This is a genomic window from Tepidiforma flava (assembly GCF_027594505.1).
GTDB classification, from domain to species: Bacteria; Chloroflexota; Dehalococcoidia; order Tepidiformales; family Tepidiformaceae; genus Tepidiforma; species Tepidiforma flava.
In genome coordinates this window covers 297,436-320,704 of sequence record NZ_CP115149.1, presented here as the reverse complement: position 1 = coordinate 320,704, position 23,269 = coordinate 297,436, and the positions used below count along the sequence as shown (strand labels likewise).

The 23,269-nt window shown below is 69.8% G+C and carries 23 protein-coding genes and 5 pseudogenes; 6 read left to right on the top strand and 22 right to left on the bottom strand.

Features of this window, described 5'->3' with window-relative positions; genetic code table 11:
• Window positions 1–2: 2 nt before the first annotated feature.
• From O0235_RS02155 to O0235_RS15450, 5 genes and pseudogenes are all read right to left on the bottom strand, one after another.
• Window positions 3–1,915: pseudogene (locus O0235_RS02155) on the bottom strand (fumarate reductase/succinate dehydrogenase flavoprotein subunit).
• A 9-nt stretch (window positions 1,916–1,924) separates the two neighbouring features.
• Window positions 1,925–2,614: a succinate dehydrogenase cytochrome b subunit gene (locus O0235_RS02145; protein ID WP_270056917.1), complete on the bottom strand. Its 690-nt coding sequence runs from the start codon at window positions 2,612–2,614 to the stop codon at window positions 1,925–1,927.
• Between the two features lie 223 nt (window positions 2,615–2,837).
• Complete coding sequence (locus tag O0235_RS02140; protein ID WP_270056916.1) at window positions 2,838–3,380, bottom strand: NUDIX hydrolase; 543 nt, start codon at window positions 3,378–3,380, stop codon at window positions 2,838–2,840.
• A 106-nt stretch (window positions 3,381–3,486) separates the two neighbouring features.
• A complete protein-coding gene (gene rpoD, locus O0235_RS15020; protein ID WP_373324410.1) occupies window positions 3,487–4,698 on the bottom strand; it encodes an RNA polymerase sigma factor RpoD in 1,212 nt (403 codons plus the stop codon).
• Between the two features lie 75 nt (window positions 4,699–4,773).
• Window positions 4,774–4,845 (bottom strand): annotated as a pseudogene (locus tag O0235_RS15450) (sigma-70 factor domain-containing protein); the annotation flags it as partial.
• Between the two features lie 650 nt (window positions 4,846–5,495).
• On the opposite strand from O0235_RS15450, the gene thrS reads away from it, so the two are divergent.
• Window positions 5,496–7,319 (top strand): threonine--tRNA ligase, encoded by a 1,824-nt coding sequence (gene thrS, locus O0235_RS02125; RefSeq protein ID WP_270056915.1) that lies wholly within the window; start codon window positions 5,496–5,498, stop codon window positions 7,317–7,319.
• 89 nt (window positions 7,320–7,408) lie between these two features.
• On the opposite strand, the gene O0235_RS02120 is transcribed toward thrS, so the two are convergent.
• From O0235_RS02120 to O0235_RS02050, 13 genes and pseudogenes are all read right to left on the bottom strand, one after another.
• Window positions 7,409–7,633, bottom strand: a complete 225-nt coding sequence (locus O0235_RS02120) for a MaoC family dehydratase (protein ID WP_270056914.1) — start codon at window positions 7,631–7,633, stop codon at window positions 7,409–7,411.
• Window positions 7,624–7,806, bottom strand: a complete 183-nt coding sequence (locus O0235_RS02115) for a MaoC/PaaZ C-terminal domain-containing protein (RefSeq protein ID WP_270056913.1) — start codon at window positions 7,804–7,806, stop codon at window positions 7,624–7,626. Before O0235_RS02115 ends, O0235_RS02120 begins: the two co-directional genes overlap by 10 nt.
• 57 nt (window positions 7,807–7,863) lie before the next feature.
• Window positions 7,864–8,295: an FAS1-like dehydratase domain-containing protein gene (locus O0235_RS02110; RefSeq protein ID WP_270056912.1), complete on the bottom strand. Its 432-nt coding sequence runs from the start codon at window positions 8,293–8,295 to the stop codon at window positions 7,864–7,866.
• Between the two features lie 77 nt (window positions 8,296–8,372).
• Complete coding sequence (gene coaE, locus O0235_RS02105; protein ID WP_270056911.1) at window positions 8,373–9,095, bottom strand: dephospho-CoA kinase; 723 nt, start codon at window positions 9,093–9,095, stop codon at window positions 8,373–8,375.
• A gap of 78 nt (window positions 9,096–9,173) precedes the next feature.
• Window positions 9,174–10,320: pseudogene (locus O0235_RS15445) on the bottom strand (thiolase C-terminal domain-containing protein).
• A gap of 1 nt (window position 10,321) precedes the next feature.
• Window positions 10,322–10,735: a Zn-ribbon domain-containing OB-fold protein gene (locus tag O0235_RS02085; RefSeq protein WP_373324357.1), complete on the bottom strand. Its 414-nt coding sequence runs from the start codon at window positions 10,733–10,735 to the stop codon at window positions 10,322–10,324.
• 66 nt (window positions 10,736–10,801) lie between these two features.
• Complete coding sequence (locus tag O0235_RS02080; RefSeq protein WP_270056907.1) at window positions 10,802–11,632, bottom strand: hypothetical protein; 831 nt, start codon at window positions 11,630–11,632, stop codon at window positions 10,802–10,804.
• The gene (locus O0235_RS02075; RefSeq protein ID WP_270056906.1) at window positions 11,599–13,389 is read right to left on the bottom strand and encodes an alkaline phosphatase family protein; all 1,791 of its coding nucleotides are present in this window, start codon (window positions 13,387–13,389) and stop codon (window positions 11,599–11,601) included. Before O0235_RS02075 ends, O0235_RS02080 begins: the two co-directional genes overlap by 34 nt.
• Window positions 13,390–13,667: 278 nt before the next feature.
• Entirely contained in the window at window positions 13,668–14,252 is a 585-nt protein-coding gene (locus O0235_RS02070) for a carboxymuconolactone decarboxylase family protein (protein ID WP_270056905.1), read from the bottom strand.
• Window positions 14,253–14,441: 189 nt separating this feature from the next.
• Window positions 14,442–14,813: pseudogene (locus O0235_RS02065) on the bottom strand (HD-GYP domain-containing protein); the annotation flags it as partial.
• Window positions 14,807–15,493: a GGDEF domain-containing protein gene (locus tag O0235_RS02060; RefSeq protein ID WP_270056903.1), complete on the bottom strand. Its 687-nt coding sequence runs from the start codon at window positions 15,491–15,493 to the stop codon at window positions 14,807–14,809. The gene O0235_RS02060 and the pseudogene O0235_RS02065, both read right to left, overlap by 7 nt.
• A 193-nt stretch (window positions 15,494–15,686) precedes the next feature.
• A pseudogene (locus O0235_RS15440) lies at window positions 15,687–15,956 on the bottom strand (response regulator); the annotation flags it as partial.
• Window positions 15,957–16,030: 74 nt separating this feature from the next.
• A complete protein-coding gene (locus O0235_RS02050) occupies window positions 16,031–16,726 on the bottom strand; it encodes a metal-dependent transcriptional regulator (protein ID WP_270056901.1) in 696 nt (231 codons plus the stop codon).
• On the opposite strand from O0235_RS02050, the gene O0235_RS02045 reads away from it, so the two are divergent.
• The 4 genes from O0235_RS02045 (at window position 16,725) to O0235_RS02030 (ending at window position 20,089) form a co-directional block, all read left to right on the top strand.
• Entirely contained in the window at window positions 16,725–17,369 is a 645-nt protein-coding gene (locus O0235_RS02045) for a PadR family transcriptional regulator (protein ID WP_270056900.1), read from the top strand. The two genes, O0235_RS02050 and O0235_RS02045, sit on opposite strands and share 2 nt — an antisense overlap.
• Before the next feature lie 386 nt (window positions 17,370–17,755).
• Window positions 17,756–18,217: a hypothetical protein gene (locus tag O0235_RS02040; RefSeq protein ID WP_270056899.1), complete on the top strand. Its 462-nt coding sequence runs from the start codon at window positions 17,756–17,758 to the stop codon at window positions 18,215–18,217.
• A 274-nt stretch (window positions 18,218–18,491) separates the two neighbouring features.
• The gene (locus O0235_RS02035) at window positions 18,492–18,797 is read left to right on the top strand and encodes a hypothetical protein (protein ID WP_270056898.1); all 306 of its coding nucleotides are present in this window, start codon (window positions 18,492–18,494) and stop codon (window positions 18,795–18,797) included.
• 65 nt (window positions 18,798–18,862) lie between these two features.
• On the top strand, window positions 18,863–20,089 hold the full coding sequence (locus tag O0235_RS02030) for a hypothetical protein (RefSeq protein ID WP_270056897.1): 1,227 nt from the start codon (window positions 18,863–18,865) through the stop codon (window positions 20,087–20,089).
• Between the two features lie 58 nt (window positions 20,090–20,147).
• Here the strand turns inward: O0235_RS02030 and O0235_RS02025 are convergent, their stop codons facing one another.
• Both O0235_RS02025 and O0235_RS02020 read right to left on the bottom strand, forming a co-directional pair.
• Window positions 20,148–20,408 carry a hypothetical protein gene (locus O0235_RS02025; protein WP_270056896.1) on the bottom strand — a complete coding sequence of 87 codons (261 nt, stop codon included), beginning with the start codon at window positions 20,406–20,408 and terminating at the stop codon, window positions 20,148–20,150.
• Between the two features lie 474 nt (window positions 20,409–20,882).
• Window positions 20,883–21,071, bottom strand: coding sequence for a hypothetical protein (locus O0235_RS02020; protein ID WP_270058103.1), 189 nt, complete (start codon window positions 21,069–21,071; stop codon window positions 20,883–20,885).
• 54 nt (window positions 21,072–21,125) lie between these two features.
• Here O0235_RS02020 and O0235_RS02015 point away from each other — a divergent pair, with 54 nt between their 5' ends.
• A complete protein-coding gene (locus tag O0235_RS02015; protein WP_270058020.1) occupies window positions 21,126–21,458 on the top strand; it encodes a class F sortase in 333 nt (110 codons plus the stop codon).
• On the opposite strand, the gene O0235_RS02010 is transcribed toward O0235_RS02015, so the two are convergent.
• Window positions 21,451–22,560: a glycosyltransferase family 2 protein gene (locus O0235_RS02010; RefSeq protein WP_270056895.1), complete on the bottom strand. Its 1,110-nt coding sequence runs from the start codon at window positions 22,558–22,560 to the stop codon at window positions 21,451–21,453. The genes O0235_RS02015 and O0235_RS02010 overlap by 8 nt on opposite strands.
• A 64-nt stretch (window positions 22,561–22,624) precedes the next feature.
• Window positions 22,625–23,140: a glycerol-3-phosphate acyltransferase gene (locus tag O0235_RS02005; RefSeq protein WP_270056894.1), complete on the bottom strand. Its 516-nt coding sequence runs from the start codon at window positions 23,138–23,140 to the stop codon at window positions 22,625–22,627.
• Window positions 23,141–23,269: the final 129 nt, after the last annotated feature.

Sequence of the window (23,269 nt, the reverse complement as noted above, 5' to 3'; positions counted from 1 at the left end):
GCTCATTTGTAGCTCCTCTGCGTCGGGTGCACGTACTCGAATACCAGGTCTTCCTTGTGGAGCTTCGCGTCCTTGCCCGGGCCGCAGTACTCCCACGCGGCCACGTATGCGAAGTGCTCGTCATCGCGCTGCGCCTCGCCGTCCGGCGTCTGGTACTCCTCCCGGAAGTGCCCGCCGCACGATTCCTCCCGGTGCAGCGCGTCCTGGCACATCAGCTCTGCGAGCTCGAAGAAGTCCGCCACCCGGCCGGCCTTCTCCAGCGACTGGTTCAGGCTCTCGCCCTCGCCCAGCACCTTCACGTCCTTCCAGAACTCCTCCCGCAGCTCGGCGATCCGCTGGCGGGCATGCTTCAGCCCCTCCGCGTTCCGCGCCATGCCGCAGTAGTCCCACATCAGCTTGCCCAGCTCCCGGTGGAACGAATCCACCGAGCGGCTGCCCTTGATGCTGAGGAGACGGTTGATCTGCTCCCGAACCCCCTCCTCCGCCTCCCGGAAGGCAGGCGAATCCGTCGAGGGCACCGGCGTGTTCAGCTGCGGCGCGAGGTCCCCGGCGATGGTCGTCGGCAGGATGAAGTAGCCGTCCGCCAGCCCCTGCATCAGCGCCGACGCGCCAAGCCGGTTCGCGCCGTGGTCGCTGAAGTTCGCTTCGCCCAGCACGAACAGCCCCGGCAGGTTCGACATCAGGTTGTAATCGACCCAGAGGCCGCCCATCGTGTAGTGCACCGCCGGGTAGATGCGCATCGGCACCTCGTATGGGTTCTCCCCGGCGATGTTCTCGTACATATCGAACAGGTTCCCGTACCGCTGCTCGATGACCGACCGGCCGAGCCGCTCGATCGCCGTCTTGAAGTCGAGGTACACCCCGTTCTTCAGCGGCCCGACGCCGTAGCCCGCATCCACCATCCGCTTCGCCGCCCGCGACGCCACATCGCGCGGCACGAGGTTCGCGAACGAGGGATACATCCGCTCGAGGTAGTAGTCCCGCTCCTCCTCCGGGATCTGGTTCGGCGGCCGCGTGTCGTTCGGGTTCTTCGGCACCCAGATCCGGCCGTCGTTGCGCAGCGACTCGCTCATCAGCGTCAGCTTCGACTGGTAGTCGCCGCTGACCGGGATGCACGTCGGGTGAATCTGCGTGAAGCACGGGTTCGCGAAGTAGGCGCCCTTCTTGTGCGCCCGCCACGCGGCCGTCACGTTGCTCCCCTTTGCGTTCGTCGAAAGGTAGAAGACGTTCCCGTAGCCGCCCGTCGCCAGCACCACCGCGTGGCCCGCGTGCCGCTGGATCTCCCCGTCACCAGGTCCCGCGTGATGATGCCGACCGCCCGGCCGTTCTCCACGACCAGGTCCAGCATCTCCGTCCGCGGGTACATCTTCACCGTGCCCGCCTCGATCTGGCGCGAAAGCGCCTGGTACGCGCCCAGCAGCAGCTGCTGCCCCGTCTGGCCGCGCGCGTAGAACGTCCGCGCCACCTGCGCGCCGCCGAACGACCGGTTGTCCAGCAGCCCGCCGTACTCCCGCGCGAACGGCACCCCTTGTGCCACGCACTGGTCGATGATCTGAACGCTGATCTCCGCCAGCCGGTAGACGTTCGCCTCGCGCGCCCGGTAGTCGCCGCCCTTGATCGTGTCGTAGAACAACCGGAAGACAGAGTCGCCGTCGTTCTTGTAGTTCTTCGCCGCGTTGATGCCGCCCTGCGCCGCGATCGAGTGGGCCCGCCGCGGGCTGTCCCGGAAGCAGAACACCTTCACGTTGTAGCCCATCTCGCCCAGCGTCGCCGCCGCCGAGGAGCCAGCCAGCCCCGTCCCCACCACGATGATCTCGAACTTCCGCCGGTTTTGCGGGGCGACCAGCTTCGTCTCGAACTTCGCGTTGCTCCACTTCTCCGAGATGTGCCCAGCGGGAATCTTCGCGTCCAGCATGGCCTTCCCCTACTCCACGATGCCTGTCAGCACGGCAATCGGGAACGACACGTTGCCGATGACGATGATGGCCGCGAACGCCGCCGCGAACACCCGCCGCCAGTGATTGAACCGCGGGTGCGACCAGCCCAGCGACTGGAACAGGCTCCACGCGCCGTGATAGATGTGCATCCCCAGCAGCAGGTTCGCCACGATGTAGACGCCCGCAATCGGCCAGCGGGAAAGGCTCGCCACCACGTTCTGGTACGGCTCGCCCTTCGTGAAGTCCGCCCCGCCCATGCCCCAGGTCAGGTCCATCAGGTGGTAAATGACGAACAGGCCGACGATGACCCCGCTCCACCGCATCGTCCGGGCCGCGTAGTTCGCCGCGATGTAATCCCGCCCGCCCTGGTACTTCGTCTTCCGCGATTGCCGGTTCATCACCGTCAGCGAATAGGCCGCGTGGATGTGCAGTGCAAACGCCAGGATGAGCACGCTCCGCACGATCCAGAGGAGCCCCGTCCGCGGCAGGATCGGCTCGCCGATCTCCCGCAGGTACTCCCCGTACCAGTTCATCTTTTCGGCGCCTTCGTAGAGGTGCAGGTTCCCCAGCATGTGCACCAGCACGAAGCCGAGCAGCACGATGCCGGTGACCGCCATCACCGCCTTCTTGCCGACTGCCGAGCCGTAGAAGTCCGGGATCCAGATCCGCGGCCTCACGCGCCGCTGCCGCAACGGCTGCACGCCGCGCGCCCGTGTCCCTGAGAGCATGCCCCCTCCTTGGACGTCGCCCGCCCGGCTCAGGCTGGTCTCCCGGGCGGACAGGACCGGACCCGGCGAACCCCCGCACCGGCCGCCTGCCGCAGTTCCCCGCGCATCCTACGACCGGCCCCCGCGCGTTCAATCAGCGCTCATACATGCCTGCTATAGAACCTTCGCCCACCTACCGATTCGATGATTCGACCATTCGCGCCCAGCGCAGCACGCCAATCACCGACTTCGCGTCGCAGATCTCCCCGCGCTCCACCGCCGCCACCGCCTCCGCCAGCGTCCGCCGCTCCACCTCGATGTCCTCGTCCTCGTCCGCCGACAGCCGCGATTCCGCCAGTTCGAGGCAGGCGAACAGGTGGAGGTACTCGCTCGTGTACCCCGGCGCCACGTAGAACCCGCCCATCGGCACCACCCGCCCCGGGATGTGCCCCACCTCCTCCTGCAGCTCCCGCGCCACCGCCGCCTCCGGCGCCTCGCCCGGCTCGAGCGTCCCCGCGGGCAGCTCCAGCAGCCGCCGCCCGGCTGCGTGCCGGTACTGCGTCACCAGCAGCAGCGAACCGTCCGCCAGCACCGGCACCATGCAGACCGCCCCCGGGTGGCGGATCGTCTCTCGCCGCGCGACGACCCCGCCGTCCATCTCCAGCGTCGCCAGCTCGACATCGAACAGCCGCCCCCGGTACACCAGCTCTGTCGAGACCACGCGCGGTTCGGCCATGCCGCCGATTCTCCGCCTTCCGCCCTGAACGGTCGAACCGGCCGGCAGCGAACGACGCCGGCCCCGGGTCCCGGGGCCGGCGTCGTTCGCTGCGTGTTGCCGCGGCTCAGTCGAGGTAGTCGCGCAGCTTCTTCGAGCGGCTCGGGTGGCGCAGCTTCCGCAGCGCCTTCGCTTCGATCTGCCGGATCCGTTCGCGCGTCACGCCGAACTCCCGGCCGACCTCCTCCAGCGTCCGGCTCCGGCCGTCCTCCAGCCCGAACCGCAGCTGCAGCACCCGGCGCTCCCGCGCCGTGAGGCTCGCCAGCACGTCCTCGACCTGCTCGCGGAGCAGCTGCTGGCTCGCGGCCTCTGCCGGCGCCAGCGCGCTCGGGTCTTCGAGGAAGTCGCCGAGGTGGCTGTCCTCCTCTTCGCCGATCGGCGTCTCCAGCGAGACCGGCTCCTGCGACACCTTCTGGATTTCGCGGATGCGCTCCGGCGTGAAGAGCGCCGCATCGCCCTTCCCCGATTCGCTCATGCCGCGCGCGATTTCCTCGCTCGTCGGCTCCCGGCCGTACTCCTGCACGAGCCGCCGGCTCACCCGCACGAGCTTGTTGATCGTCTCCACCATGTGGACCGGGATCCGGATCGTCCGTGCCTGGTCGGCAATTGCCCGGGTGATCGCCTGCCGGATCCACCACGTCGCGTAGGTCGAGAACTTGAAGCCCTTCCGGTAGTCGAACTTCTCCACCGCCCGGATGAGGCCGATGTTCCCTTCCTGGATGAGGTCCAGCAGCGACATCCCGCGGCCGATGTACTTCTTCGCCACCGAGACGACGAGCCGGAGGTTCGCCTCCGTCAGCCGCCGCTGCGCCTTCTGCCCGTTCCGCTTGATGGTGTCGAAGTGGTACCGGAGCTTCTCCTCGAGCGGCGCCAGCTTCTCGATCAGGTCGTCCGCCGGCGGCACGAGGTGCTCCTCGCCCCCGGCCTCCTCGCCCATCTCCCGGACGAGCTCCGGCGTCAGCACCGCCGTCACGATCGACAGCTTCACGATCCGCTGGTGCGCGTCCTCATCCGAAATCTTCAGCTTGTTGACGATGTGCTGCTTGAAGTCCGGGTCGATCTCCCCGTCGACGAGCCCGCGGAACTGGGGGTCGCCGATGACCTCGCTGTAGCTCAGGTTCTTCAGCTTCCGCCCGTTCGGGTCGCGCCACTTCCGCACCACCGTCATCTCGCCGTCCGGGCCCGGCTTCACGAACTTGTCGAACTCGTCGACGAACCGCTTCGCCTCCTTGTACACCGGCAGCAGCGCGGCCCACTGCTCCAGCAGCCGCACCGCAATCCGGCCTGCAGAGGGCGGGTGTCCGTAATTCTGGACGTACTCCTTCTCGATCTCTTCGATGTGCAGGCCGTGCTCCATCTGCCGGGCCAGGTGCTTCTCGTCATCGGCCGTCAGCAGATAGACCTTCCCGATTTCGCGCAGGTACATCCGGACCGGGTCGTCGATCCCTTCCGACTCCTCGGTCAGCAGCGCGATGCTCGCCTCCTCGTCCTCCTCCTCGTCGAGCGGGCTCTCCTCCTCGACTTCAGGGCCGAGCCCCGCCAGGTCCTCGTCGGCGGCCTCCCCGTCTTCGTACGAAGACAGGCGGCTCAGCACGCCATCGAGCACCGAGTCGTCGCTCGTGATCGTCGAATCGGCCAGGACATCGTCCGACATGCTCAGTTCGTCGCTTCCTCTCTCCCTCTCGGGAATCGTGGTCTTGCGCAGGGCAGAATACGCCTTTTCCATCATAGCAAGTGAACGGCCAAACGCAAGCCCCGCGCAGCCCGGTGCTATACTCTCCCTCGACAACCCGACGGCGGCTCGCCAGCCGCCAGCCAAAGGCGTCGACCGGGACGAGTAGCCCGCCGCCACCACCAGAGAGCCGCGCCACCGGCTGAAAGCGCGGCGCCAGGCGGGCGAACACCACCCGCGAGCCCGCGCCGAAGCGCCCCCGGGCGATAAGGCAGCGCGGAAGGCCCCGTTATCGGCCCCCAACGAGTCCGTGCCTCCGCGCGGAGAAGCCGGGTGGAACCACGAGCGCGCCGCTCGTCCCGGCACCGCGGCGCGCCACACCCCGCCGGAGGTTCACCTGCCCCGTGGCTACCCCCATCGAATCCCGCGTCGACCTCGCCGCCCTCCCCAAGGAGGAGCGCCTCGCCCGCATGCGCCACTCCGCTGCCCACGTCCTCGCCGAGGCCATGCTCGAGCTCTTCCCTGATGCCGAACTCGGCATCGGCCCGCCCATCGATACCGGCTTCTACTACGACTTCCGCCTCCCGCGCTCCCTCACTCCCGAGGACCTCGCCTGGCTCGAAAACCGCATGCGCGAGAGCGTCGCCCGCAAACTCCCCTTCCAGATGGCCAGCATCTCCCGCGATGAAGCCCTCGAACGCTGGAAGAACCAGCCCTTCAAGCTCGACCTCCTCCGCGACCTCGAGGATGGCGCCATCACCCAGTGCACCCACGGCAGCTTCACCGACCTCTGCAAGGGCGGCCACGTCAACCACACCGGTGAAATCGGCGCCTTCAAGCTCACCTCCGTCGCCGGCGCCTACTGGCGCGGCTCCGAAAAGAACCCCCAGCTCCAGCGCGTCTACGGCGCCCTCTTCGAAACCGAAGAAGAACTCGACGAATACCAGCGCCAGCTCGAAGAAGCCCGCCGCCGCGACCACCGCCGCATCGGCAAAGAGCTCAAAATCTTCGAACTCTTCGACGAGACCGGCCCCGGCCACGTCGTCTGGCTCCCCAACGGCGCCACCATCCGCCGCGAGCTCCAGCGCTGGATGGAAGACCTCGAGCTCGACCGCGGCTACCGCCACGTCGTCACCCCCAACGTCTCCAAGCGCCAGCTCTACGTAAAGTCCGGCCACTGGGACCACTTCCACGACGCCATGTACCCCGTCATGGAGCGCGAGGGCGAGGAGTACGTCCTCCGCCCCATGAACTGCCCGTCCCACATCATGGTCTTCGCCTCCGAACTCCACTCCTACCGCGAATTCCCCATCCGCATCGCCGAGTTCGGCAACATGCACCGCTGGGAGAAGAGCGGCCAGGTCACCGGCATGAGCCGGGTCCGCATCATGACCCTCAACGACGCCCACATCTTCTGCACCGGCCCCGAGATGGTCGAAGCCGAAGTCGAAGGCGTTCTCCAGCTCATGGAGCACGCCTACGGCGTCCTCGGCCTCCAGAACTACCGCTACCGCCTCTCCCTCGGCGACCCGGACGACAAGGAGAAATACGTCGACAACCCCGAGATGTGGGAAAAGGGCGAAGCCCTGCTCCGCCGCGTCCTCGACCGCCTCGGTCTCGATTACTTCCCCGCGAAGGGCGAAGCCGCCTTCTACGGCCCCAAGATCGACGTCCAGTTCATGACCGCCCAGGGCAAAGAAGAGACCCTCGCCACCATCCAGGTCGACTTCCACTTCCCGCGCCAGTTCGGCCTCGAATACATCGGCGAAGATGGCTCCCGCCGCCAGCCCATCATCGTCCACCGCGGCATCATCTCCACCATGGAGCGGATGGTCGCCCTCCTCATCGAAGAATACGAAGGCAACTTCCCGCTCTGGCTCGCGCCCACCCAGGCCGTCGTCATCCCCATCGCCGACCGCCACCACGCCTACGCCCGCGACGTCGCCGCTGCCCTCCGCGCCCACCGCCTCCGCGTCGAGGTCGACGACCGCAACGAGCGGATGAACGCCAAGATCCGCGACGCCCAGCTCATGAAGGTGCCCTACATGCTCATCGTCGGCGACCGCGAAGCCGAGGCCCGCGCCGTCTCCCTCCGCGTCCGCGGCGAGGGCGACCACGGCTCCGTCCCGCTCGGCGCCGTCGTCGAGCGCCTCCGCAGCGAACGCGACGGCCGCGTCCTCGGCCCCGGCGTCCACCCGGCGACGCCGGCGCCCCGCCTCGGCGACTGATACCGTCATCCTGGCCCGGGCGCGAAACGAGGGCCGGCGCGCAGCCGCGCCGGCCCTCTCGCGTGATTCGTTCGCGAACCGCCGAACCGCTAGACGGCGTCCGCCTTCGCGATTGCTTCGCCCTCGATGACCGTCTCGCCGTTCTGGTTCACGGTCACGACTTTGATCGTCGCGAGGCCGTCTTCGACCTTCGTGACTTCGAACTTCGCCGTCAGCGTGTCCCCCGGCCAGACCTGCCGCGTGAACCGCACGCCGTACCGCTTCAGCGCCGTGACGCCGAGCCAGTCCGTAAGCGCCCGCCCGGTCAGCCCCATCGACAGCATCCCGTGGGCGAACACCGAGGGTAGCCCGCCACTTCCTTCGCGAAGATTTCGTCGTGGTGGATCGGGTTGAAGTCGCCGCTCGCGCCCGCGTACTTCACGATGTGCGTCCGGTTGATCTTCTCGATCACCACCTGCTCGCGCGTATCGCCAACCTGCAGTGCCATCCCGCGCCTCCTACTGCTCCACAGCCTTCTCGGTCTGCACGCCGACGCTGATCGCCGTCACGCAGAGCACGCCGTCCTGGTTCCGGTACTCGGTAATCGTCTCCGAGAACTGGAGCTTCCGCCGCGGCGGCCTTCCTTCTCCCAGCGCCGCCCGGGCCGCGTCGTCACCGTGAGCGTATCCCCGACATAAATCGGGTGGTGGTATTCGTAGTGCTGCTCCGCGTGCAGGCCGCGCCCCAGCCCGCCGCCGCCCTGGCCCTCCGGCCGCGGCTGCCGCGGCTCCTTCCGCGGCCGCGTCAGGTCCAGCGGGTAGTCCGGCTGCCAGTGCGCGCTGCACTGCACGAACGTCGGCGGCACCGTAATCCCGCCGACCGCCTTCGTCGCCGGGTCGTTCGGATCCCAGTACTCCGGCCGGATGTCCGGGAGCGACCGCGCGAACAGCATCACCTGCGTGCGGTCGACCGGGAACTCGAAGCCTTCGTCAGCCATGTGCTTCTCTCCTCGGTGCGAATGGTGTGCGCCGAGATGCTACCGGAGCGCTCCCTCGGCCGCTATCGCGCCCCCGGTCAGGGCGCGTCCGCGCGCTCCGGGATGGTCACGCCCGTCTGCTTCAGCCGCTCCCGGTTCTGCTCGAGGAACGCCGCCCACCATGCCGGGAACTTCGACTCCAGCGGCTCGCCCGCCGCCCGCTTCGCCAGCAGCCGGTCCAGCTCACCGTACACCGCGGCCCGCAGCTCCTCCAGCGTCCCGTTGTTCCGGTACACCCAGTCCGCGCCCGGTGCGCGGACCGCCAGCGGCACCATGCTCGCCAGCCGCTGGTTCGCCTCCTCTTCCGACATCCCCCGCGTTTCGATGAGCCGCCGCCGCGCGATGTCGTCATCGACGCCGATGAGCCACGTCTGGTCGCACCAGCGCGCATACCCCGGCTCCATCAGGTTCACCGCCTCCATCACGCACACCGCATCGTCGCCCAGCTCCGCACGCCAGCCGTCGATGACGCCCTTCACCGCCTCGGTAATCGAGCCGATCGCGCGGGTGAGCTTGTTCATCTCCGCCGGCTTGCCGAACACCTTCGCGCCGAGCACCTTTCGGTCGATGTACCCGTCCGGCCCGATGATCTCCTCGCCGAACGCCTCCACCACGCGCGCGAACCCCGGCGTGCCCGGGTCGTACAGGCGGTGGACCAGCTTGTCGGCGTCGCAGTGCTGCGCCCCGCGCTCCACCAGCAGCTGCGCGACGGTCGATTTCCCGGCGGCGATCGTCCCCGCCAGCCCGATGACGAGCGGCATCCTGCTCCTCCTTCGTGCGCGAAGGAGGCGGGCCAGCCCGGCCCGCCTCGCATCGCACCTGGTCGTCGTCAGCGAACCTTACGGCCGCTCGTTCGAAAGCACCACCGTGCCGGAGGCGGCGAACATCCCGCCGACACCGTGCGCCACGCTGACCTTGACGCCCGGGATCTGCGCCGGCGCCGTGCCCCGGCACTGCCGCACGCTCTCCTGCAGGGCGTACATCCCGTACATCCCCGAATGCGTGTAGCTCAGGCCGCCGCCGTTCGTGTTCAGCGGCAGCTTGCCGTTCGCCCGGGTGTTTCCTTCCCAGATGAACTGCGCCGCTTCGCCGCGGCCCACGAACCCGAGGTCCTCCAGCCCGTAGAGCGGCAGGTGGGCGAACGCGTCATAAATCATCAGGTGGTCGACGTCGTCGTGCGTGATGCCGGCTTCTGGAAGGCCCGCGGCCCCGCCACCCGGAACGCCCGCGAGCTGGTGAAGTCCTCCATCTGGCTCACCATCGGCGTCTCCACGCTTTCGCCCGTGCCCAGCACGTACACCGGCTTCGTCGGGAAATCCTTCGCCCGGTCCGCCGAGGTCAGGATCAGCGCGCCACCCCGTCCGTCACCAGGCAGCACATCAGCAGCCGGAACGGGTACGCGATCATCCGCGAGTTCAGCACGTCCTCGATGGTGATCGGGTCCTTCATCATCGCGTTCGGGTTCCGGGCCGCGTATTCGCGCTGCACCACCGCCACCATCGCGAGGTGCTCTTCCGTCACCCCGTACGTCTTCATGTACCGGAGCACCGGCACGGTGAACATCGTCGGCGGGCCCATGGGGCCGGTCCAGCCCTCAAACTGCGCATTCAGCGACTGCCGCGCGAACCCGAAACCGCCCCGCCCGATGCCCGACCGCCCGCTTTCGCCGTGCGTGATGAGCACCGTCTTCGCCAGCCCGGACTCGATCGCGGCCACCGCATGCCGCACGTGGATCATGAACGAGCAGCCGCCCACCGCCGTCCCGTCGACGTACGTCGGCGTGATGCCGAGGTAGAACGCCACCTCCGTCGGGCTCGCGCCCGCGCAGGCCACCCCGTCGATGTCCGACGGCTTCAGCCCGGCCTCCTTCATCGCCATGATGGCCGCCTTCGCATGCAGCCCCAGCTGCGACAGCTCCGGGAACCGGCCCTCCGGCGATACCAGCTCCGCCGCCCCGACGATCGCGACACTTCCTGGCTTCGGCATCCTAGCCCTCCTTCGCCGGCCGCCACGTCGGCAGCGTGATCTCGTCGTTCACCTTCGTCGGCGCCAGCTCCAGCCGCATATCCAGCTGCAGCGCCTCGGGCGTCTGCGGGCAATCGATGATGTTCGTCATCATCTTGATGCCCTCGTCCGTCTCGACCACGGCGATCGCGAAGGGCGCTTCGAAGCCCGGGGGCGGCCGGTGACTGATGACGTAGCTGAGGAGACGGCCCTTGCCGCTCGCCTCGAACCACTCCACCTCCGCGAACGGGTCGCGCGGGTCGAAGGGCCGCGGCGGGAAGTACGCCCGGCCCGTCTGCTTGTTGCGCTGGAGCATCAGCTTGCCTTCCTTCAACCCATCCCAGTAGGGCTGGGTCTCCGGCGTTGCCTGCGGGAGAACCTTGGAATAGTCGTGCAACCCTGTGCCTTTCCGGAAACCAAGAGTCCGGGCCGCCGCGCGGTCCCGGCTGCGAACGCAACTGTCTTATCTACCGTGCACGTGAAGGTGAGGCAAGCGGCCAGTCACGCCGCCTCGATCTCCGCCGTCCGCACCAGCACCCCCGCCTCGTCCGCCAGCAGCTTCACCCGGTCGTCCACCTGCCGGCCGCCGACCGCCGGGCGCGCGGTAGCCTGCCCGTTCGAGGATCTTCGCCCGGGCCAGGGCTCGCTCCACGTCGCGCGCCTCGATGGTCCGCGACACCTCGACGGCCAGCAGGACCGGCCGCCGCTCGGGGTCCGCCCGGTCCTGGCCTTCGACCAGCAAGTCGAGCGCCCGGAGTTCGGCCATGTCCCGTTCGGTCAACACGCCGGCATCCTCCGCCTGATCGACCAGGTCGAGGTCGCTGAGTGAAATGACGCGCGGCTTCCGCAGCCAGGCGCCGAACAGCGACGGCGCACGCCGTTCGAAGCGCATCTCGTACAGGTAGCCCAGCTCCGCGTCCAGCCGGCGATGCGCCCGCTCGGTCTCCCCGCGCAGGGCCTCCGTCGCCCGAACGAGGTCGGCAATCTGCGCCTCGACCCGGTCCATGCGCTCCGTGAGCTGGTCCATCCGCACGGTGAGCTCTTCGACGCGCTGTTCCGTACGGCGCTGGGCTTCGGCGAGCTCTTCGACACGCTGTTCCGTGCGGCGCTGGGCTTCGGCGAGCTCTTCGACGCGCTGTTCCGTGCGGCGCTGGGCTTCGGCGAGCTCCTCGACGATGCGCGGGAGGCGGTCGAATTCGTCGCCCAGGATGAGCGGACGCAGCTGGGCGCGCCATTCCGGCCGCTCCGCGAGCAGCCGGATCAGGTCCTGGACGTCTTCGACCGTGAATGCCACGGCGTTATCGTACCATCGGCCGCGCGTTGGCCCTCACCGGCTCCGTAGAGCACCTCGCGCAAGTCGATGCACACGCTCGAACCGTCCAGCCGCAAGTGCCGCGGGTTGAACCCCTCAGCGTGGACGGCCGCCAGCAGCTCCCGCGGCTCCAGCTCCGCCGGCACCGCGCACGCCGCGAGCCCGTTCTCGTCCGTCCGCACGCGCGCCACGAGGCCGTCTTTCCGGTCCGTCACGACGACCTCGGCGCCCGCGACCGGCGGATACACGCCATGCTCGTCCGCGTCGTTGTCCATCACCGCGAACCGCGCCGACCGGCCGTCATGCGTCACCTCGACCTCGACGCGCAGGTCGCGCAGGTAGATGCACGGCTCTGCGGTGACGGCGGCCATCCCGTCCCGCTGCGGGATGCGCGAGGGGTTCGCCCGCAGCTCGACGTTCTGCGTCGCCATCCCGTGGTCCGTCGTGACGATGAACAGCGTGGTCTCGAACAGCCCCCGTTCTTCGAGCGTCCGCAGGAGGTGGCCGATCCGCCGGTCCGTCTCGTCCAGCGCCGCCCGCGCACCCTCGTGGTGCGGGCCGTAGTCGTGCGCCGAGCTGTCCGGCTGGGCGAACTCGTGGAACACGAACACCGGCGCCGGGTGGCTCTCGTCGAGAAACAGCAGCCGCGCCTGCGCCAGCGCCCGGTTGTCGATTTGCCCTTGCAGCTTGTGCCCTTCCTCCTCGAGCTCCTCGAACCAGCGCGGGCTGATCTCGTGCTCCGTCTCCTTCGTCAGCGCGATGAGCCGGCCGCGGTCGCCCACCAGCCGCCGCTCCAGCGAGGCGTGGTCGGCCCCGCGCGTGCACGGCTCGTTGATCGACGCCGTGAACACCCCCGGCCCGAACACCCGCTTGAACGCCTCGTACAGCGTCTCGACATCGCCGTTCAGGTACTTGCCCGTCTCGAACTGCTCGCCCTGCGGCGACACCAGCCGGCGCTCGGCCCGCAGGTAGTACGTCGGGTTCACGATGTCGTGGTGGCCGCTCCACGTCCCCGTCCCGATGGCGTTGTGGCTCGGCCAGGTGATGCTCGGGAAGTTCGTGATGCTCCCGTACTGCAGCATGCACCCGCGCTCGATCAGCCGCCGCAGGTTCGGGATCGCCCCCGGCTCCTGCTCGAGCCGGTACCGCAGCTCCGTGTGCGATTGCCCGTCCAGCAGGATGAGGTACACCCGCTCCGGCCGGCCAGCGCTTTCGTCCAGCACTTCGTGCAGCACCCGCCCGTCCTGCCGCTTCAGGTAGACGTCCGGCCCATTCCCGCGTTCGCTCGAGGTCCGCCCCGTGATGTCCTTCCCGTCGATGAGCGGGAAGCCCATCAGGTGCGCAATCGTCGGCGCGATATCCACCTGCTTCGCCGGCGCATCGACCATCGCTCCCCGCTTCACGCCAGGCCCCGAAAACACCAGCGGCGACCGCGACTGGACGACGTCGAGCGCACCGTGCTGGCCCGGCTGGCGCCCGTAGGTGTAGCTCTTCGGGTTGACGATGAGGTCCGGCGCGTTCGGGCTGTCGAACAGCTGCGAAATCCGCTCGTACGCGTACGGGTAGGTCAGCCGCTCCGGCTCGATGTACGCCTGCTGCACGTCCGCCGGGTTGCCGGCCGCCGCCATCTCCTCTTCGTACGTGGCCAGCGCCCGGTAGTCCTGCCGCTCCAGCGGGTTCTCGCCGATGACCTCGACGACCTCGTACTCGTACCCGCCGCCCGGGGCATACCGCCGCACCCACCGGACCATCCCCGGAGCGCCCACGCCTCGTACCACCAGGTGCCGTCCCGCCCCTGCCGCGCCGTCGCGACGAAGTCCGTCCAGGCGCGACCGTCCTCCGTCGTCAACAGCTTGTGAATGGCGAGGTTCCCCGACTCTTCCTGGTGCAGGTCGAGCCCTGGCCCCCGGGCCGCTCCGGGCCGACCGACGTTTCGATGTCGACCATGGTCATCGCGCTACCTCCGCGGCGCAGCCAGCCGCGCCGCCAGCGTGCTCCCCGTTTCGCGAACGTTCGGTTAGCCGTGCAGCCGCCAGCCCACGAAGGGTTCTTCCAGCTCGACCTCCATCGCCGCGAGGAAGCGCGCCGTCATCCCGTAGAAGCCCGTCAGCAAGTTCACGCCGACGACCGTTCCGGCCGGCACCAGCGCCGCCAGCCGGTCGTGCACCTCTTGCGCCGGGTGCCCCGAGGCGTTCACGGCATCCACGTACTCGAGGATCGCCCGTTCGGTCTCGCTGAACAGCGGGCTCGCCCTCCAGTGGTGCAGCGCCACGATCTTCTCGTCGCTGAGCCCTGCCTGCCGCCCGATGCGCACGTGCTGGTGCCACTCGTACTGGCTGTGGTGCAGGATCGCGGTCCGCAGGATGACCAGCTCCCGCGTCGCAACGTCCAGCCCGCAGTGGTTCCAGAGTCCGTTGCCCAGCCGCAGGTACGCCCGCCACGTCTCCGGGTTGTTCGCCATCACCCGGAAGATATTCGGCACCTCCCGCCCCACGGCGTTCCGGTCCCAGACGTACCGCAGCTCCTCGGGAAGCGCTTCCCGGGACATGAACGGCAGTCGCGCCATCGTGAGCACCCCCTCGCGCCGGCCGTCCGCCGGCACGCCGGGGAGTGTAGCCCCTCGCGCCGCCGCCTTCAGCCCCGCCGCCGGGAGGCTGCGATGACCGCGCCGGCCGCCGCCCCGGCCCCCGCCGCCGCCCATCCCCCGCCAGCATCCCCAGCGCCGCCCGCGCGCCCAGCTCGAACAGACACCAGGCCACCATCGCCCAGGCGCCCGCCTGCACCGCGCGCGTCATGCCGCCTGCCCCTGCGCCGCGTCCCCCGCCGACCGCTCGATCATCCGCACGAACGCCTCGGCGAGCTCGGGGTCGAATTGCGTGCCCCGCCCGCGCAGGATCTCCTCCGCCGCCATCTCCAGCGTCAGCCCCTTCCGGTACGGCCGGTCCGTCGTCATCGCCGAATACGCGTCCGCGATGCTGAACAGCCGGGTTGCCAGCGGCACTTCCGGGCCCTTGAGCCGCCCCGGGTACCCCTCCCCGTCGTACCGCTCGTGGTGGTGCCGCACGAGGTTCACCACCGAATCGAGGTCCGTGACCGCCGCCGTGATCGCCGCCCCCATCACCGGGTGTTCCTCCATCGCCCGCCGCTCCTCCATGGTCAGCGGCCCCGGCTTCCGCAGGATCTCGTCCGGCACCACGATCTTCCCGAGGTCGTGGATCGGCCCCCGATGGCGAGCGCCTGCATCATCTCTTCGCCCAGCCCGAGGTCGCTGCCCAGCCGGATCGCCAGCTGCGTCGCATGGTCGCTGTGGAACCGGGTGTACGAATCCCGCCGGTCGATCGCCTTCACGAGGTTCCGCAGCGCCTTCACGTTCCCCGCCTTCAGCAGCGCCTCGTCCCGCGTGAGCGCCCGCTCCATCGCAGCGGTCACCATCCCCGGCGTCACTGCCTTGTCGAGGTACATCGCGTCCTCCGCCTCCGCCACGAGGTCCCGCGGCGACTGGCCCTCCCGCAGCGCCGCGACCCCGACCGAAATCCGGGTCGGGAGCGTGACCCGCGCCCCGTTGACCACTTCGATCTGCCCGATCGCGCGGCGCACCTTCTCCATCAGCCGCCGCGCCCGCTCCTCGCTGAGCCCCGGCAGCACGACCACGAACTCGTCGCCGCCGAACCGGCCGAACTGCGCCGGCGGCTCGATGTGCGACGAAAGCGCCCGCACCACCCGCTGCAGCACCCGGTCGCCTTCCTCGTGCCCGACGAAGTCGTTCAGCAGCTTGAAATTGTCGATGTCGAGGTACGCCACCGACAGCGGCCGCTCGAGCTTCCGCGCACTGGAACACCGCATCGGCGAGGAACTCGTCGATGAACCGGCGGTTCGGGCACCCCGTCAGCGCGTCGGTGTACGCCAGCTGCCGGTACACCGCCGCCTGCTCGGCCGCAATGTGCCGCGCCCGGTTGTCCGCCGCCTTGTTCAGCACATGCCACAGGATCTCCGCATCGAACGGCTTCCCGAGGAAGTCGTCCGCCCCCGCCTTCATCGACCGCACCGCCGTATCGACGTCCACGAATCCGGTGATCGCCACGATGCCGGCCGCCGGCGCCAGCTTCCGCGCCTGGGCGATGACATCGAGCCCCGACATGTCGGGCAGGCTGATATCCGACGCCACGGCATCGAAATGCCCGGCCGTCAGCTCCGCGACCGCCTCGGCGCCCGACTTCGCCAGCCGCACCTCCGAAAAGTGCTGCGCCAGCACCAGCTGGATGAGCCGCCCGAGCGCGGGGTCGTCCTCCACCACGAGGACCCGCATCGGCCCCCGCGAGTCCCGCAGATGCAACGGTTCCACGTAGAGGTTGTCGGCGGGATCTGCCCCGGGGTGAAGCGTTACTGCCGTGTTTCGGCCCCGGTTCCCCGTCCCGGCGGCACCACCCAGATCTTGTTCGCCACCGGCGTCCCGAGGACGACCCGCCGCTCGCCCACCCGCACCGTGATCGTCCCACGGTAGGGCGCGACCTCTTCCACCACCACCTTCACCCCCGGCCGGATGCCCTCTTCGTCGAAGAACTGGAGCAGCTGCTCATCCTCTTCGTACACTCGGTCGATCTCCGCCTGCTGCCCTTCCTTCAGGTCCCCGAGGGTCACCATGGAGAGCTTCCGCGGCGCGCCCGGCCCCGGGATCGGGTAGCCGAACGGGCTCTTCTGCGGCCGCCCCAGCATCTCGTACAGGTTCCGCTCCGTGATATCCGAGATGCCGTGCTCCAGCAGGTGCGCCTCCTCGTAGGCCCGCCACCAGTCCACCTTCAGCACGTCCGTCAACAGGCACTCCGCCAGGCGGTGTCGTCGCACCATCTGCTCCGCCCGCCGAAACCCCTCCGGCGTCAGGTGGATCACCTTCTTCGCGTCGATGTGCACGAGCCCGTCGCGCGTCAGCCGCTTCAGCATCCCCGCCACCGACGGCGGGGTGATCTCCAGCCGGTCCGCGAGCCGCACCGCGATCACGTCCTGTCCCTCGTCGTGGCTCATCCGGTAAATCGCCGTCAAATAGTCGTCGCTGGCTACGTTCTTGACCTGTTTCGGCATGGCGCCACGATCATGGCACGCGCCGCCCTCCCGGGAAATTCCGCTGGCGCATCGCTGCCACACCGCCCAAACTGCGCCTGATGTCGCTCCGATTCGCCATCCTCGGGCTCCTCACCGGGGCGACCTTTCCGGCTACGAAATCACCCGACGCTTCGAACAGTCGGTCGGCTACTTCTGGCACGCCCGCGCGCAGCAAATCTACCCCGAACTCGCCCGCCTCGAATCCGAAGGCCTCGTCGCCGGCCGCGCCGTCCAGCAGACTGGCAAACCCGATAAGCGCGTCTACGCGCTCACCCCGCGCGGCCTCGACGAACTGACCGCCTGGGTTGTCACCCCCTCCCCGCTCACCCTCACCAAGGACGAATTCCTCGTCAAAGTCTGGAGCTACGGCCTCGTCGAACCCGCAGCCGCCCTTGCCGCGCTCGCGGCCCACCGCCGCCAGCAGGAGGAGCGGCTCGCCGCCTACCGCGCCATCGAGGCCGCCTTCGAAGGGGCCGACCCGGTCGCTGTCCCTCCCGGCTTCCTCGGGCCCTACCTTACCCTCAGGGCCGGCATCGCCTTCGTCGAAGCCTTCCTCGCCTGGGCCGACGAAGCGGAGCAGGTCCTCCGCGCCCGCGCCGGCCTCGAGCCTCCGGCCGTGTAGCCGCTCAGGCCGCCTTCCGGCTCGGCCGCCGCTCCAGCAGGTCCAGCCGGACGACGCCTTCCCCGCAGGGCTCCCGCCCAGGTATGCCGCCACGCAGGGCGGCACGCCGCCGTGCGCCGTCCAGCAGCGCTCGCAATGGCTCGCGCGCGTTGCCGCCGTAAAAGGACAGGCCTTCTCCATCCGTGACATGTTCGTGTCCTCCCGGTGTCTACCACAGGTATCGGCCGCGCCGGTCCCGGAGAAAAGAGGTGACCGCCGCGCTGCGCCCGGGAGGTTTCGAACCTTCGCTTCGCCCAAATTTACCCCGCGGTAGCCTCCTGCCTTCCAAACCCCATCGCCAAGATGTAGGCTATCGCGGACATAGACGCCGGCCCCGGGAGTCCCCCATGGCAGCCAATCCCGCGACCGAATCCAGCCTCGACCTCTCCTGGCTCGACCTCTACGAGGACGCCGCCTCCGCCGAGCCCGGGAAGAAAGGCCTCACCCTCAAGGAAATCAACCTCGGCCGCTACGCCGATTCCGCCCGCGGCGCCGGCGATATGACCTACCGCATGCGCGGCGCCATCCCGCGCCCCGGCGCCCAGCGCTTCGGCCCGAACTACCAGTCCAAGGCCGACGTCTGGGCCGAAAACTGCCTCATGCTCTACGAAGAGGCCACCCAGCGCCAGTGGAGCTCCGCCCGCGATATCCCCGGGATACGCTCGAACCCCTCCCCGATGAGCTCGAGCGCGCCATGTGCCAGCTCGCCACCATGCTCACCGAAGTCGAATTCATCGCCGGCGACGTCCCCGGCCAGTGGATGCCCTTCGTCTCCGCCCAGGACTTCGAAGCCGGCCTCTTTCTCATGACCCAGATCATGGACGAGGCCCGCCACACCGACGTCTTCCGCAAGCGCGCCCTCGCCAACGGCGGCGGCCTCCTCGCCCAGGGCGCCGGCCTCGGCCTCCGCACCCTCATCGAGGCCCGCGACTTCACCGAGATGTCCGTCCTCATGCACGTCCAGGCCGAAGGCTTCGTCCAGTCCATGTTCCGCATGGGCGAACTCATCGGCCAGACCGAAGCCGACAAGCGCATCTTCCGCATGAGCGCCAGGACGAATCCCGCCACCTCGCTTTCGGCGTCATGCACCTCAAATACGTGCTCGATACCGAGCCCGAGCGCCGCGAAGAGATCCACCACTACCTCGACAAGGCCGAGGGCGACGCGGCCGGCGGCGGTTCCGGCGATGTCACCTTCCCGCCCGTCTTCGAAGCGCTCTGCATCCTCCTCGGCGGCGGCGTCGACAAGTTCGACGAAGGCCTCCAGAAATTCCTCCTCCTCCGCAAGCGCCAGATCAACGAGTACGTCCACCGCCTCACCGTGGCCGGCCTCGGCGACCGCCGCGAGCGCCTCGGGCCGCTGATGGCCCAGTTCCTCGACCCGGCCTGACGCCGTCCCGCCCTCGTCCGCCCGCCCGGCCGCGCCTGCGGCCCCCAGCCCCCGTCCACGGAGTCTTGCCCAATGTCCACCGGAGAGGCTCTCGCCCGCGCCGCCCAGGCCACGAAAGTCGAAATCCCCAGGAAGCCCGCGATAAAGCCCGCGAACTCGGCTGGGAGGACGGCCTCATCGAACTCGCCCTCGCCAAGGGCCACTCCCTCCAGGTCATCTGGCAGGCCCTCCGCGCCGGCGTCGACGGCCAGCGCGCGAAAGAGTTCCTCCAGGGCGGCCAGACGGCCATCCCCCGCGACCTCTCCTGGATGAACGTCCCCACCGAGTGGGGCATCCGCGCCCGCCCCAGCGACCCCGCCATGGGCCTCACCATCGCCGACCTCATGATCGGCACCTACGGCGACGTCCCGGACGTCTGGACCAACCGCTCGGAAATCGCCCGCGGCTCCTACCCCAACCCCATCGTCGAGGACATGGGGTACACCATCTTCGAAAAAGCCCTCGTCTGGGCCGATTGCTGCGTCCCCCTCTACGAAGAGGCCATCCGCGATCGCTGGGTCTCCGCCACCGACCTCAACTGGAACAGCCTCGAACCGCTCCCCCACGACCTCGAGCGCGCCGTCTGCCAGTTCATGACCGAACAGTCCGAGCGCGCCTACTTCACCGGCGCCCTCTGGTCCGGCTGGCTGCCCGAGATCTCCTACGGCTTCCTCGAGCTCAAGCTCTTCCTCTCCACCATCATCTACGACCTCGCCCGCCACAGCGAAGCATTCCGCAAGCGCGCGCTCGCCAACGGCGGCGGCCTCGGCCTCCAGGCCCCGACTGACTACTCCCGCGTCGCGAAGGAAGCCCGCTCGTTCCCCGAACTCGCCGCCATCCTCTTCGTCCAGGACTCGATGCTCTACACGCTCTTCTCCCACGGCGACGAGTTCGCCCAGAACGAGCTCGAGCGCGACCTCTACCGCTTCGTCGCCCGCGACCGCAAACGCATGCTCGACTACCACATCGAGCGCATGAAGCACATGCTCTTCAAGCTCCCCGACCGCCGCGACGAGCAGAACCTCTACTTCAACAAGGCGGAGTCCCGCATGGGGAAGGACTGGGCCGACCCCGCCGTCAGCGAACCCCTTGCCATCCTCCTCGGCGGCGGCGTCGCCAACATCGAAGAAGGCAAGCGCAAGCTCCGCGACCTCCGCAAGCTCCAGGTCGATAACTACCTCGCCGACCTCCAGAAAGCGACCTTCATTCGCAAGCACATCAACGGCCGGCTCGAACAGGCCATCCAGGCCTGACAGCCTCGCCGCTCGCGACGAAGAACCGGGGCTCCCCGAATTCGGGGAGCCCCGGCGTTTAGCGGCCCTGCCCGCGCACCGCGGGCTCCTCACTGGCCGGAGCCGGGCGCCCCGGCGCGGTTCGCTTCACCGCCTGCGCCGCCGCGAGCGCCTCCGCAGCCTCAGCCGCGATGGTCGCCTCCCGGCGGCGTTCCCGCCGCAGCGCAGCGAGCGCTGCCCGGTGGACGAACCCCGGCCGCCGCTCGACCTCCGCGCCGAGCGGTTTTCCGGTGATCCACGCAGTTTCCTGCACCGAATGGCCCAGCATCGGGTGCAACATGTCGACACCTCCTGGAAAAACACGCAGTGAACGTGACGAAAACGACCAACCAGCCGACGCGCAGCGTCAGCTGTCACTGTTGAGACGGATCGATGAGTTGGGAAAAGAAAAGCGCCGTACCTTTCGCGGTACGGCGCTGTGCCGTCGTCTCGAAAGGTAGACCCTTACGCTGGGAATTCCTTCGCGAACCCGTCACGGGACGGGAGCTGATGGGTGCTCGTGCGTGCCATCGTCGACCTCCGCGGCCACTGCGGCCCTTCGAAACCGTAGAACGAATGTACCGCCCAAAGGTTACCCCGTCAGGGCCAATTCGGGCTCCATACCGGGAACCACTCCGGGCCGCTACACTGGCGGCGTGCGCACAGGATGCCGCCGCAGCGTTCTCGCCGCGGCCGCGGCGCTGATCGCCGCCCTTGCCCTGCCAGCCGCCGCGGAGGCCCCCGCCGACCCTCCGCCGTTCGCCCCGGCCCTGCGTTACATCGGCCGCGACCCGCTCACCGGCCTGCCCTCCCGCGTCGACGACCGCTTCATCGCCGACTGGGACCGCGCCATCGAACGGTACGGCCGCGATGCGGGCGAGCCCGTCCCGCCGCCTCCGCCCGGCCCGGTCGACGTTGCCGGCATCTCCATCCCCGCCATCGGCGTCTCGGACGCCCCGGTCATCCGGCTCGGTCTCGACGCCTACGGCCGCCTCGACGTCCCCAGGACACGGTCTCCATCGGCTGGAACCCCGCCTACACCTCCCTGCCCGGCACCGGCGGCTCCACGTTCTTCGCCGCCCACTACGAATACGGCGGCCGGCCCGGCATCTTCTTCCGCCTCGCAGCCCTCCAGCCCGGCGCATCCGTCGCCGTCGCCCTCACCGACGGCTCGACCCACACCTACCGCGTCGCCTCCGTGGTCGATTACCCCCTCGCGGCCATCGATATGGGCGCGCTGCTGGCCGGGCTCGAAGGCCGCGAAAGCATCGTGCTGATGACCTGCAGCGGGCCACCGGACGAGGGCAACTACCCGTTCCGGACCGTCGTCCTCGCCGAGCGCGTCAGCTGACCAGCCGCCGGCCCTTCCACGCCGCCGTCCCGGCCCGCCACGCCCGCAGCGACCGCGCCGCTGCCCACGCGCCCGCCAGCGCTGTCAGCGGGCCTTCGAACGCCAGCCGGCGGGGCAGCCCGAACCGCCGCGCGACGAGGTGCCACGTGAGAGCCCCGAGCGCCAGCTGCGCGGCCGGCGCAGCAGCGCGCCCCGGCCGCCCCCGGCAGAGGGCCGCGGCTGCAGCGGCAGCCGGCCACGCGAACGCCCGCACGACCCACGCCCACGCGAACACGAAGGACAGCGCCCGGCCGCCCAGCGCCGGGTAGAGGTTCTTTTCGAGCCCGGCGAGCGCCTCCGCCCCGCCCCGGTACATCCGGCAGCGGCTCACCCGCCAGCCCGCCGCGACCCGCCAGCGGACCCCGGCCCGCGTCGCCAGCCGCGCGAAGGCTATGTCTTCCGCGACCTCGGCCCGCACGGCCGCGTGTCCGCCCAGCCGCCGGTACGCCTCGGCCCGGAACGCCAGCACCTGCCCCACCGCGCCCGCGGCCGGCGCGAACCCGAACGCCTGCGCCCCGGCCGGCGAAAGGTGCATCATCAGCGCCCACGGGATGAGCGGCACCAGCCAGCGCTCCGCCGCGCCGCCCAGCTCCTGCCCCGGCACCGCCGAGAGCATCCCCAGCCCATCCCGCTCTATCGCCGCCGCCACCGCTGCCGCCATCCCCGGCGCGTGCCGCGTGTCCGCGTCGACGAAGAGCAGCAGGTCGGCGTCACCGGCAGCCGCCGCCAGCTGCGCGCACGCCCACGGCTTCCCCAGCCAGCCCGGCGGCACCGGCGCGCCCGTCACCACCCGGAGCCGCCCATCTTCCCGCTGCAGCCTCAGGAGGACGTCGCCCGTCCCGTCGGTCGACCCGTCGTCGAGCACGATGACCCGCAGGTCCGGCCAGTCCTGCGCCAGCAGCGACCGGACGCACGGCCCAATGTTCTCGGCCTCGTCCCGCGCCGGCACCAGCACCGCGATCCGCGGACGCCACCGCGCCGGCCGGTCTCCCGGCCGAAGGTCGATGACCCCCGAGAGATTCCATGCGGTATTCGCCAGCACCGCGCCGAGGTACACGAGCACCCCCGGTCATCGCGAAACGCCCGCGCCGCGGCGCGCAGCGCGAGCCGCGCGGCAGCGCCGGACCTCATCGCGCCCGGAACGGCGGCCAGCCGAACTGCCGCCGGTACGCCCACGCCAGCGACGCCGTCGTCAGCACCCACGCCGCCGCGATCTCGCCGCGCCGCTGCGGCCGGTTCCAGAGCGCGGCCAGCAGCGCCGGCGCCCCGGCCACGACAGCCCAGCCTTCGCGCAGCCGCAGCAGGCCGTAGCCAACGCCGAGCGCGCCGCCGAACGCCACCGCCGCCCACGGCCCGCCCAGCGCCGTCCAGGCGCCGAACGTCGGCGCGAGCCCCTTTCCGCCCCGCCCGCCCAGCAGCGGGCTGGTCCGGTGCCCGAGCACCGGCGCAGCCGCCGCCGCCACCAGTTCCGCGCCCCGCGCCTGCCGCCGCAGCGCCAGCGCGACCGGCAGCGCCGCCTTTGCCCAGTCCGCGACGGCCGCGGCCGCGCCGGCCGCCTTCCCGGCGCCCTTCCACGCGTTCGCCGCCCCCGGGTTGCCGTCCCCACCCGGCGGATGTCCGTCCCGCGGAGCCGCGCGGCCCACGCCGCGAACGGGAGCATCCCCAGCGCGTACCCGGCCAGCGCCCAGCCGCCGCTCATGCGCCCTGCCGCTCCGTGCGCGCGAGCCCCAGGGCGCCGAGCATCGTCCGCGCCCGCTCCCGCCCTTCCGGCA